Here is an 11,375-nt window from a genome sequence, read left to right as displayed (position 1 = left end):
TTGCCCCCGCCGACACGGCGGTCGCCGCGCCGGTCACCGCGGTAGCCGCCCTCACCGCGCGGTCCGAAGTCACGGCGCTCGCCACGGGGACGGTCGCCCCGGTAGCCGCGGCCCTCGCCACGGTAACCGCGACCCTCACCGCGGTCCCCGCCGCGCTCGCCGTCACGGAAACCGCCCTCGCCGCGGTCACCACGGCGGTCGCCACGGTAGCCGCCGCGCGGACCGCCGCCACGACGGTCGCCGCGGTAACCCCCGCGGTAGCCGCCGCCACGACGGGGACCGCCACGGCCACGGCGCTCGCGCACGGGCTCCGGCGGCTCGATCCACGGCTCCCAGGAGGGCTCCTTGGCGCCGGTCACCTCGGAGAGCAGCGCGTCACCGGGGTTGACCAGGTGCTGCTTGGCCTCCACGCCGGCGTCGTTGAGCATGCGGCGGGCCATACGGCGCTGGTTGGGCGCCACCAGTGAGACCACCACGCCCGAGGAACCCGCGCGGGCGGTGCGACCGCCCCGGTGCAGGTAGTCCTTGTGGCTGGTGGGCAGGTCGACGTTGACCACCAGGTCGATGCCGTCGACGTGGATGCCGCGGGCGGCGACGTCGGTGGCGACCAGGGCCTGGATGCGTCCCTCGCGGAACTTGGCCAGGGTACGGGTGCGCACGCTCTGGGTCTTGCCGCCGTGCAGCGACGCGCAGGGGACACCGGCCTGGACCAGCTGCTCGCTGATGGTGTCGGCGCGGAACTTGCTGCGCACGAACAGGATGGTGCGGCCCTCGCGCGCGGCGATCTGGGTGACGATCGTGTTCTTGTCGCGGGGCAGCACCTTGAGCAGGTGGTGCTCCATCGTGGTGACCTGCGAGACCGGCGGGTCCACGGAGTGGATGCGCGGCTCGTTCGTGTACCTGCGGACCAGCTTGTCGACGTCGCCGTCGAGCGTGGCCGAGAACAGCAGGGTCTGGCCGTCGGGGCGCACCTGGTCCAGGAGTTCGCTGACCTGCGGCATGAAGCCCATGTCGCACATCTGGTCGGCCTCGTCCAGCACCGAGACCTCCACGTCGCCCAGGTCGCAGGCGCCCTGGTCGATGAGGTCGGTCAGGCGGCCCGGGGTGGCGACCAGGACGTCGACGCCGCGGCGCAGCTCGTTGATCTGGCGGGTGTAGGAGCTACCGCCGACGACGTCGCCGACGCGCGCGCCCACGACGCGGGCGTAGCCGCGCAGGGCGTCGCGGACCTGGTGGGCCAGCTCACGGGTGGGCACCAGGATCAGGGCACGGGGGCGGTTGGCTGCGGCGCGGCGCTCGGACGCGCGCATGAGAACCGGCAGGCCGAAAGCCAGGGTCTTGCCCGATCCGGTGCGACCGCAGCCGAGGACGTCGATGCCCTCGATGGCGTCGGGGATGGTGGCGGCCTGGATCGGGAACGGGGTGGTCACACCGTTCTTGGCCAGCTCTCCGACGATGTCCTGAGGCAGCCCCAGGCTGTCGAAGGCAGGCGTTACGGCAGTGTCCGTCGTCAAGTGACGTGTACCTTCCTCATCGTTTGGCGGCGTTTCGAGGAAGGCTCCACACGGCCACAACCGACCCAGCGAAGAAATCACACAAACGCGCCTGATCACACGCGGAAGCGGGCCCCTGCGTGATGTGGGGCTCCTGAGCTCGTGGGTTCCACACGGGTGTGGGGGAACGAGCGACTCTTCGGGTCAAGAGTGGCGCCGACCGGGTCGGCACGCTCTCCGCGCCTTGCGCGGCCTCGGCGCGCTCGGATGCGCGCGGCATGTCACGACCGCTTGCAGAAGCGTACTAGAGATCGCCCACGAGCGGGGACGGGAGGGGGTTTTTCGACCGGTGACAAGGGTCTCCCCCGCCCGTCCACATACTCGCGGGCGCACCGGGCATCCGGCGCGCCCGCGAGAGGGGCGGTCTCCCGCACCCCGGAGTTACCCCTCACCCCGGGCCGTCGACCGGGCCAGGGCGGTGAGCCGTGCGGTCTGGGCCCTGCGTTCGGCCTCGGCCTGCTGCCCGAGCGTGTTGCCCGCGGCCTGCTGGAGCAGGGCCTTGGTGGCGGTGGCGGCCTCTCTGTTGGTGGCGAGCAGGGCGGCGACGGCGTCGTCCACGGCGCCGGGGAGCTCGTCGGCGGCGACCACGAGCTCGGCCAGCCCCAGGTCACGCGCCTCCTCGGCACCGACGCGGCGGGCGGTCAGGCAGATCTCGACGGCGCGGTTGACGCCGACGATGTCGACCAGGGGCTTGGTGCCGGTGAGGTCGGGGACCAGGCCCAGGGCGGGTTCCTTCATGCACAGCTGGGCGTCGTCGGCCAGGATGCGGATGTCGCAGGACAGGGCCAGCTGGAACCCCGCGCCGATGGCGTGGCCGCGTACGGCGGCGACGGTGACCAGGTCGGGGCGGCGCAGCCAGAGGAAGCCCTCCTGCAACCCCGCGATGTAGTCCTCGACCTCGGCTTCGCCGGAGGTTCCGTCGGCCAGTCCCGCGACCATGGAGCGCTCGCCGTCCACGCCCTCCGGGCTGAACATCCCGAGGTCGATCCCGGCCGAGAAGATGTCACCGTCCCCGTCGATCACGACGACGCGGACGTCGTCGGGCAGGGTCCGGCCGATGCGGGCCAGCGTGGTCCAGGTGCGTCCGGTCATCGCGTTGCGGCGGTCGGGGCGGCTGATGGTGACGCGGGCGACCGGCCCCTCCACCGCCAGCCTGAGCCGGGCCGCGGAGAGCTCCTCCTCGGTGGGCGGCGGTTCGGTCCCGTTCGTCGCCTGTGCCATGGGTTCCTCCGTCGTGTTCGGTGTCACCCCAGATATTACTCAGCAGTAACCACAGGTGGCGTGCGGGCCCCGCACCCCGGGGTCAGGCCTTGCGCGTGGGTCCGCCGCGGCCGCGGAGCTCCGCACCGGCCTCGCTCAGCAGCCGGTGGACGAAACCGTAGGACCGCCCGGTGGCCGCCGACAGCATGCGGATGCTCTCCCCCGCGTCGTAGCGGCGCTTGAGCTGGGCGGCGAGTTCGGTACGGTCCTCCCCCGCCAGCCTCGGGCGTTTGCGCGGCACGTTGTTCACGGGTCTCCCTCCGTCCGGTCGCCCCTCGCGGGGATCACCTCATGATCCGGTACCGCGTCGAGCGATGGCCACATTATCGGGGCGCCACGCGGACAGTGCATGGAGAATACGGGTTTCGGAACGCCGTAAACGACAACCGAAAAGGCGGAGGCGCCCCCGGCCCCGCCGGGGGCGCCGGGGGCGCCTCCGCCCCGGGGACCGCCTGTCAGGCCAGTGCGATGAGGTCCTCGAACTCGGCGTTCCACACGTCCTCCACGCCGTCGGGCAGCAGGATGACGCGCTCGGGTTGGAGCGCCTCCACCGCGCCCTCGTCGTGGGTGACGAGCACGATCGCGCCCTTGTAGCGCCGCAGCGCCGCCAGGATCTCCTCGCGGCTGGCCGGGTCCAGGTTGTTGGTGGGCTCGTCCAGCAGCAGCACGTTGGCGCTGGAGACCACCAGTGTGGCCAGGGCCAACCGGGTCTTCTCACCGCCGGAGAGCACGCCCGCGGGCTTGTCGACGTCGTCGCCGGTGAACAGGAACGAGCCCAGTGTGCGCCGCGCCTCGACCTCCGGCAGGTCCGGGGCCGCGCTCATCATGTTCTCCAGCACGGTGCGGTCCACGTCCAGGGTCTCGTGCTCCTGGGCGTAGTAGCCGAGCTTGAGGCCGTGGCCGGGGACGACCCGACCGGTGTCGGGTTCCTCGACCTGCCCGAGCAGGCGCAGCAGGGTGGTCTTGCCCGCGCCGTTGAGCCCGAGGATGACCACGCGGCTGCCCCGGTCGATGGCCAGGTCCACACCGGTGAAGATCTCCAGGGACCCGTAGGACTTGGACAGGCCCTCGGCCATGAGCGGTGTGCGACCGCTGGGCGCCGGGTCGGGGAAGCGCAGCTTGGCCACCTTGTCGGCCTTGCGCACTCCCTGCACGCCGTCCATGAGCCGGTCGGCGCGGTTGAGCATCTGCTGTGCGGCGCGCGCCTTGGACGCCTTGGCCCGGAACTTGTCCGCCTGTTTGCGCAGGGTGTCGGCCTGCTTCTCGGCGTTGGCCAGCTCGCGCCTGCGCCGCCGCTCGTCGGCCTGACGCTGCTCCTGGTACAGCTTCCAGCCCATGTTGTAGACGTCGATGGTGCTGCGGTTGGCGTCCAGGTAGAACACCTTGTTCACCACGTCCTCGGTCAGCTCCACGTCGTGGCTGATGACGATGAGCCCGCCCTGGTGGGACTTGAGGAAGTCGCGCAGCCAGGCGATGGAGTCGGCGTCCAGGTGGTTGGTGGGCTCGTCCAGCAGCAGCGTGTCCGCGCCGCTGAACAGGATGCGCGCCAGTTCGATCCTGCGGCGCTGGCCGCCGGAGAGCGTGTGCAGCGGCTGGTCGAGCACCTTGTCGGGCAGCCCGAGGCTGGAGGCGATGGCGGCGGCCTCGGACTCGGCGGAGTAACCGCCCAGCACGTGCAGCCGCTCCTCCCACCGGGAGTAGGCGCGCACGCCCTTGTTGCGGGTCTTGGTGTCGGCGCTGGCCATCTTCTTCTCGGCCTCGCGCATCCCCTTGAGGGCCTCGTCGATGCCGCGCGCGGACAGCACCCGGTCCCGGGCGATCACGTCCAGGTCGCCGGTACGCGGGTCCTGGGGCAGGTAGCCGATGCTGCCCGAGGAGGTGACCGTGCCGCTGGTGGGCAGGCCCTCACCCGCCAGCACCTTGGTCAGGGTGGTCTTGCCCGCACCGTTGCGGCCGACCAGTCCGATCCGGTCCCCGGGTGCGACGCGGAAGGTGGTCGGCTCCAGGAGGAGTCGAGGACCGACGCGCAGTTCGAGGTCGGTGGCGATCAACATGGTGGGGCTTCCTACGAGGTGGTGGGACGACGGGGCACGGCCGGGCACGCGTGCGCGCCGTGGGGAGACGGAGCTCCTTCGCACGGCGGCGGGAAGGTGGTTTCGGGCCGACCGGACCAGACTAACGGCAGAGCCGGGGGGCGGCGCGAGGGAATTCCGCCGGGACGTCCCGGCGCCCCCGCCCGGTGAACGGGGCGGGGGCACGGCGCATTCCCGGAGGGGGCGGCTCCGCTACTTCTGTTCGGGGGCGTCGACGGGGGTGGCGCCATCGTCGGACCCGTTCCCCGTCCTGACCACGACCGTGTCCGCCTCCACCTCGGCGACGTCGTCGGGCTCGTCGTCGTCACCGTCGCCGCCGCTGGCGGGCGGGCGGTTGCGTAGGAGCGCGGCCAGGACGGCGACCACCGGGGTGGCCAGGAACATGCCCGGGATACCACCGAGGACGGCGCCGACGGAGATCGCGATGAGCACGATGGGCGAGGGCAGGTCCAGGGAGGCACCGTAGATGCGCGGCGCGAAGACGTTGCTCTCCAGCTGCTGCACCAGGAGTACGGCGCCCACCACGATCAGCGCGACGATCCAGCCCTTGGTCACGAACGCGACCAGGGCGGCGAGCAGTCCCGTGATGAAGGCGCCGATGATCGGCAGGAACGCGCCGACGAAGGTCAGCACGATCAGCGGGATGGCCAGGTTGATGTCCAGGACGATGACCAGGACGATGCCGATGCCGACGGCGTCGAAGAAACCGACCGCCGCCACACCGCGCACGTAGCGGCCCATCACCCCGTAGGCGACCTCGCCCGCGTGGTTCAGGCCCGGGCGGGAGCGGGGCGGCAGCAGGGTGAGGAACCAGTCCATGAGCTGGTCGCCCGAGTGCACGAAGTACACGACCAGGGCGATGATGAGGACGATGCCGACCAGGACCGAGACCACCGCGGAGGTCGCGGCCCAGGCGCCGCTGAGGATCTGGTCCTGGTTCGCGGTGATCATGCTCTCGATCTGCGCCCAGAAGTCGTTGATCACGTCGGTGAACAGCGCCTCGTCGAGCCCGAAGGGCAGTTGCAGGTTCTGGAGCTGGTTCACCGCGCTGGTGACGCTGTCCACGAGGGGTTCGAAGCCCTGGATGGCGGGCGTGACGATCAGCGAGATCACGCCGCCGAAGACGATGAGTCCGACCAGCAGGGAGATGGTGGTCGACAGGCCCCGCCCGAGTCCCCTGCGGCGCAGTCCTTTGGCGATCGGCATGAGCAGGGCGGTGATGAAGACCGCCAGGATGACGGGCAGCGTGACGACCGACAGGTAGACGAGCACGTAGACGAGCAGGCCCGCCACCACGGCGATGACCAGTGCCCGCCAGGCCACGTCGCTGATGGAGCGCAGCAGGTCGTTCGCGCTGCCCTGGTGCTCTTCGGACGGCCCGTCGTCCGCGCTCGGGGACTCGGCCTGGGAACGTTCGTTCTCCGCCTCCAGTGCGGCGAGACGCTCGGCTCGGGCTCTGCGGGCGGAGAGCCACTTGTTCAGGAGCGCCCACACTCCCGGCCGCTGGGCTTGCACATGGACTCCATTCTCCGGATGTTGCGCTGCGGACGCCTGGAGGCGACGACCGCATGGGGATGGTTGGGAAGGCGCGAACGTCGGACCCGGGGAGCCCGGGCCCGACGGGAGGTCAACGCCGTCAGAACCGCCAGGGTTCCCTCAGGTGGTCGCTGCGGACGATCTCCCTGCCGAAGGGTGTGAGGGAGACGGGGATCATCTTCAGCGAGGCCCAGGCCATGGGGATACCGATGATAGTGATGGCGAGGCCGATCGCGGTGGCGATGTGGCCGAGGGCCAGCCACCATCCGGCGACGATCACCCAGATGACGTTGAGGACGGTGCTGCCTCCGCCCGCGCCGGGGGTGCGGACCGTCTCCCTCCCGAAGGGCCAGAACGCGTAGCTGGCCATGCGGAAGGAGGCGACGCCGAACGGGATCGTGACGATGAGGATGCAGCAGATGATCCCCGCGACGACGTAGCCGACGGCCAGCCAGAATCCCGCGACGAAGAGCCAGATGACGTTCAGGATGAACCGCAAGAGGCCCACGGTTTTCTCGTCCTCCTTGGATCGGTCCCGTTACGGGAGCGGGCGGCCCGGAGGGGCCGCGTCGTTGTTTCTACCGTCTGGGACGCCCGCACACCACGACCTGTTCCGACGCGGTCCCCTGGTCCTTCCCCTAGGGGACCGTCGCCCAGCACACGGAGGAGATGGGGGAGGCGGCTTCCGACGGCGTGTCGCGGGAGGGGCTGGCGGCCCCGGAGCGTGAGGGGGAGGACGGAGACCTCCCGGGCGGCAGCCACGGAGGGTGAGGACATACGGTCATGTCCGAACTGGAGACCTGGCACTAACCGAAATGTGATCGGCACATCAGGAGGACCCCCTAGGCAGGAGGGACATCGCGCCATACGATGTGCTGTGTCCTTCGCAAGGTGTCACATCTTACGAAGACGACAAACTCGGACAAAAGGCCGTGGATCGGTCTACAGCCATCAGGTTTCGGTAACGGTTGTGCGAGTAATTTCCCTACCCCCCGTGCATGATCGGGACTAGGGATGGCATGATTACATACCGGCTCGGACGGAGGCCGTCACCGCCTCCGCAGCCGTTCGCGTGAGCACTCCGCCACCGGCGGATCGGTGCCGCAGTACCTGTGCTTCTCGTGGTCTCAGCCACACCGGGGAACATCACTCGCACCGCTCGGCGTTTGCGTCGTGCGGGGTGACTCACACCGCATGACCAACTTTTGGTGACCGAAGCTTTTTTCGACAGCTTACTAGTGATTTCAGTAGAGGTGGTTCAAGCATGTCTCAGGTACGTCGGCAGGCCGCGCTGCGCCCCCGCCCGAGCTGGGGGTGGCAGGATGCCGCCGCGTGCCGGGGCGAGGACCTTGTGCTCTTCTTCGGCCCGGACGGCGAACGCCAGCCGGAGCGGGAGATCCGTGAGCGCAAGGCCAAGGAGATCTGTTCGGCCTGCCCGGTTCGGAACGACTGCCTGGACTATGCGATCTCGCGTCCGGAGAAGTACGGCACCTGGGGCGGCCTGAACGAGGACGAGCGCGCTTCCGAGCGCCGTCGCCGTATGCGCCGCGCCAACGCTGCCTAGCCGAGGCTTCCGGCAAGCGGATCTCCCCCCGGTGGCCCCGGCCCCGAAACAACCCGCGGCGCCCCGACGTACGAACGTCGAGGGCGCCGCGGGTTTTCTCATGCCCTCACCCGGGACGCGCCCGGAGGGTCGGGCGGCGGTCAACCCGGCCGCCGCGGCCGCGGCGCCTTTCGGGGACGCGCGTGCTCGTGCTCGGCGATGATCTCGGTGACGCGTCCGTCGGAGAGCTGGCCGAAGTCGCGGTACCACTCCCCCACCGCGCGGAAGTTGTCCGGCGCGCTGAGCACCACCAGGGCGTCGGCCTCCTCCCGCAGCAGCGCGACGGCCTCCGGGGAGGCGACGGGCACCGCCAGGACCAGCCGGGCGGGTCCGGCCTGGCGGACCATGTGCAGCGCGGCGCGGGCGGTGCCCCCGGTGGCGACGCCGTCGTCCACGACCACGCAGTCGCGCCCGGCGATCCGCCGGGACGGGCGCTCCCCCCGGTAGACGCGGCGCCTGCGGTCGAGTTCGTCCCGTTCGGCGGCGACGGTGTCGGACAGGGCCTGGCGGGGCACGTGCATCCGGGCCAGGGCGCGGTCGTCGTAGAGGACGTGCCCGTCCTCGGCGATGGCGCCCACCCCCAGCTCGGGCCGTCCAGGAAGTCCGATCTTGCGGACCATGAGCACGTCGAAGTCGGCGTCGAGCCGCAGGGCGAGTTCCACGCCGACCGGCACCCCGCCGCGGGGCAGGGCCAGTACGAGCGGATCGTTGACCGCGAAGGGGCGCACCCGCTCCGCGAGGCGGCGTCCCGCCTCCGACCGGTCGGCGAAGGGCAGTGAAACGGGTACTGGGTTCATGTCCTCACCGGTGCCGGGACCCGGGCCCCGGTACCGCTCCTCTCGGCTGTGTGGATGAGCCGTTGGAAAGTGGTACCGAGATACCCCCCGAGACGAGGGTTCCAACCCCGAAGCGGAACAAAACCCGCTCGTCAGCGACGGAAGCCGTCCCTGAGCACCGCCATCAGCAGGGCGTCGTGGCGGCGTCCCTCCCACAGCAGGGAGTCGCGCAGCCGCCCCTCCACGGAGAAACCGCAGGAGCGGTAGACGGCGATGGCCCTCATGTTGAAGGCGTAGACGTACAGCCAGACGCGGTGCAGGCCGATGCGTTCGAAGGCGTACTCCAGCACGAGACGGGTAGCCTCCCGACCCAGCCCCTGGCCGGTGAACTCGATCGCGGACAGGGCGATGCGGTACCCGGCGCTCTCGTTCTCGGGCGCGACGGCGTAGAGGGACAGCTCGCCCAGGTAACGCCCGTCCCCCGGGGCGATGATGGCCAGGTCCAGGCGGTCGGTGCGTCCCGCGCGGCTCTCACACCACTCCCTCGCACGCTCGTAGGTGACGGGGCTGTGGGTGCCGGTGAGTCTGCGAACCTCCTCGTCGAGGCTGGCGGCGAAGTAGGCGTCGGTGTGTTCCGGCGCCAGGGGCACCAGACGTACGCCCTTCCCCGTGAGTGTGGGCTTTTCTCGCAGCGCGCTCGTGTTGATCATGTGATCTTCCGGTTCCGTCCGGGCCGCGCGAACACGGTCTCCGGGGTGAGGGAGTCGGCGGACAGCAGGCTGGGGTGCCCTGCGCGGGAGCGGGCCGCCGGGCGAAGGCGCGGGTCAGGTCCTGGTCGGGGGCGGGGTCGGAGTCGGGGGTGTACGGGGCCGCCCGGTTCGGAGCGGAACTTCTATGTAAAGCGGGACCGCGTCCTATGGCAAGCCCGCTCACACGGGTCGCGGAGAAGACCTACCATCCGATGATCTGACTGGATAGCATCTGCCAGCACCGAAATCCGTCCTGGGAGCCGCCGTGAACGTCCAGACCAGAACCGAGTCCCCTCCGCCGGAGGCCCGCAGGGCCAGGGTGGCGGTCTCCACCCTCTTCTTCGTCAACGGCTTCACCTACACCAACGCCGTTCCGTGGCTTCCGGTGATCAAGTCCCAGCTGGGGCTGAGCAACGCGGAACTGGGTCTGGCGATCGCGGCGATGCCGACCGGCGCGATCCTGACCGGGATGCTGGCGGGTCCGCTGATCCACTGGTTCGGTAGCGGCCGGACCGCGGTCGGCACCAGCCTGGTCTCCTTGGGAGCGCTCCCATTCATCGCGCTGGCACAGAACTGGTGGATGCTGGCGGCCGCGCTGTTCGTGCTGGGCAGCGCGGACGCCTGGACCGACTCGGCGCAGAACTCGCACGGGTTGCGCGTCCAACGGCGCTACAAACGCACCATCATCAACACCTTCCACGCGGTGTGGAGCCTGGCAGCGGTCTCGGGTGGCCTCCTGGGCGCGGCCATGGCCGGTTCCGGGGTTCCCATCCTGTGGCACCTGGGCGGTGTGTCCGTGCTGCTGTTGTGCGTGAACCTGCTGGTGAGCCGGATGCTGCTGCCGGGACCGGACAGCAGTGAGCGTGAGGACGGGGCCCCCGGGGAGGGTGGTCGGCGACCGCGTATCCCCGGGCGGGCCGTGCTGCTCCTGGTGGTGCTCAGCGTGCTGCTGATGTTCGCCGGGGGTATCGAGGACTCCGCCGCCTCCTGGGGCGCGGTGTACATGACCTCGGTTCTGGAGGCGCCGCTGTTCCTGGCGGCGATGCCGTTCGTGGCGTGCCAGGCGATGATGACGCTGGGAAGGCTGGTCGGAGACAGGGTGACCGACCGGTTCGGTGCCGTCGCCGTGGGGCGCGCCTGCGGTCTCCTGGCGGGCGGCGGGCTCGCGTTCGCCCTGCTGCTGCCGCACCCGGTGACCACCGTCATCGGCTTCGGGGTGATGGGGCTGGGTGTGTCCACGCTCTTCCCGCTGACCCTGGCGGCGGCGGGGAACGTACCGGGGGTGCGCACCGGGGACGGGATCACCATCGTCGGGTGGCTCGGACGCGCGGGTTTCCTGGCCTTCCCGCCGCTGGTGGGCTTCCTCGCCGACTCCTCCAGCATGGGCGCCGCCCTGTGGGTGATCGTGGGAGCGGGTGCGGGCGCCTTCCTCCTGGCCTTCGCGTTGCGTCCGCGCGAGTGAGGGAGCCGGACGTGAGGGGCCCCCGACCACCTGGGTGGTGGTCGGGGGCCCTCGTACTCACACGGTCAGGGACCGTGCGGGTGGGGATGACGCCGTCAGGCGATCGGGGCCGGGCGGCGGGCGCTGGCCCACAGGGCCAGAGCACCGATGCCCGTCACGATGGTGCCGCCGAGCACGAAGCCCTGCATGTCGGCACCGGTCGTGGGGAGGGTCTCCTCGTCGTCACCGCCACCGTCACCGCTCACCGGAGCCGCGGCCTCGGGGGCGTCGTCACCGGGGTTGGTGTCGGGGTTGGTGCCGCCGGGAGCCTGGATCTGATCGCCGTCGCCGCCGCCGTCACCGG

At 70.6% G+C, this 11,375-nt stretch carries 10 protein-coding genes and 1 pseudogene; 2 read left to right on the top strand and 9 right to left on the bottom strand.

Features of this window, described 5'->3' with window-relative positions:
* The 6 genes from D455_RS0114980 to D455_RS0114955 form a co-directional block, all read right to left on the bottom strand.
* On the bottom strand, positions 1-1,514 hold a 1,514-nt coding region (locus tag D455_RS0114980), incomplete at its 3' end, for a DEAD/DEAH box helicase (protein ID WP_040684888.1).
* A gap of 420 nt (positions 1,515-1,934) precedes the next feature.
* Entirely contained in the window at positions 1,935-2,774 is an 840-nt protein-coding gene (locus D455_RS0114975; protein WP_017571527.1) for an enoyl-CoA hydratase/isomerase family protein, read from the bottom strand.
* An 82-nt stretch (positions 2,775-2,856) separates the two neighbouring features.
* The gene (locus D455_RS0114970) at positions 2,857-3,063 is read right to left on the bottom strand and encodes a helix-turn-helix domain-containing protein (RefSeq protein ID WP_017571526.1); all 207 of its coding nucleotides are present in this window, start codon (positions 3,061-3,063) and stop codon (positions 2,857-2,859) included.
* A gap of 205 nt (positions 3,064-3,268) precedes the next feature.
* The gene (locus tag D455_RS0114965; RefSeq protein ID WP_017571525.1) at positions 3,269-4,867 is read right to left on the bottom strand and encodes an ABC-F family ATP-binding cassette domain-containing protein; all 1,599 of its coding nucleotides are present in this window, start codon (positions 4,865-4,867) and stop codon (positions 3,269-3,271) included.
* A 231-nt stretch (positions 4,868-5,098) separates the two neighbouring features.
* Entirely contained in the window at positions 5,099-6,421 is a 1,323-nt protein-coding gene (locus D455_RS0114960; RefSeq protein WP_026122647.1) for an AI-2E family transporter, read from the bottom strand.
* Between the two features lie 121 nt (positions 6,422-6,542).
* Positions 6,543-6,950, bottom strand: coding sequence for a YccF domain-containing protein (locus tag D455_RS0114955; protein ID WP_017571523.1), 408 nt, complete (start codon positions 6,948-6,950; stop codon positions 6,543-6,545).
* Positions 6,951-7,706: 756 nt separating this feature from the next.
* On the opposite strand from D455_RS0114955, the gene D455_RS0114945 reads away from it, so the two are divergent.
* Positions 7,707-8,006: a WhiB family transcriptional regulator gene (locus tag D455_RS0114945; protein WP_275040894.1), complete on the top strand. Its 300-nt coding sequence runs from the start codon at positions 7,707-7,709 to the stop codon at positions 8,004-8,006.
* 173 nt (positions 8,007-8,179) lie between these two features.
* Here the strand turns inward: D455_RS0114945 and D455_RS30530 are convergent.
* A pseudogene (locus D455_RS30530) lies at positions 8,180-8,842 on the bottom strand (phosphoribosyltransferase); the annotation flags it as partial.
* A gap of 131 nt (positions 8,843-8,973) precedes the next feature.
* Positions 8,974-9,531, bottom strand: a complete 558-nt coding sequence (locus D455_RS0114935) for a GNAT family N-acetyltransferase (protein ID WP_017571519.1) — start codon at positions 9,529-9,531, stop codon at positions 8,974-8,976.
* Between the two features lie 304 nt (positions 9,532-9,835).
* On the opposite strand from D455_RS0114935, the gene D455_RS0114930 reads away from it, so the two are divergent.
* Complete coding sequence (locus D455_RS0114930; RefSeq protein ID WP_017571518.1) at positions 9,836-11,032, top strand: MFS transporter; 1,197 nt, start codon at positions 9,836-9,838, stop codon at positions 11,030-11,032.
* 95 nt (positions 11,033-11,127) lie between these two features.
* Here D455_RS0114930 and D455_RS30525 read toward each other — a convergent pair.
* A partial coding sequence (locus D455_RS30525; protein ID WP_040684887.1) for an LPXTG cell wall anchor domain-containing protein occupies positions 11,128-11,375 on the bottom strand: 248 nt, incomplete at its 5' end.

This window comes from Nocardiopsis halotolerans DSM 44410 (assembly GCF_000341065.1).
Taxonomy (GTDB): domain Bacteria; phylum Actinomycetota; class Actinomycetes; order Streptosporangiales; family Streptosporangiaceae; genus Nocardiopsis; species Nocardiopsis halotolerans.
Note: the sequence above shows the minus strand (reverse complement) of the source record. Positions and strands in the feature narration are given on the sequence as shown.

What these genes read in the sequence shown, in the direction of transcription:
- D455_RS0114975 (WP_017571527.1), bottom strand. Translation starts at nt 2,774, where the DNA reads ATGGCACAGGCGACGAACGGGACCGAACCGCCGCCCACCGAGGAGGAG.
- D455_RS0114965 (WP_017571525.1), bottom strand. Translation starts at nt 4,867, where the DNA reads ATGTTGATCGCCACCGACCTCGAACTGCGCGTCGGTCCTCGACTCCTC.
- D455_RS0114945 (WP_275040894.1), top strand. Translation starts at nt 7,707, where the DNA reads ATGTCTCAGGTACGTCGGCAGGCCGCGCTGCGCCCCCGCCCGAGCTGG.
- D455_RS0114935 (WP_017571519.1), bottom strand. Translation starts at nt 9,531, where the DNA reads ATGATCAACACGAGCGCGCTGCGAGAAAAGCCCACACTCACGGGGAAG.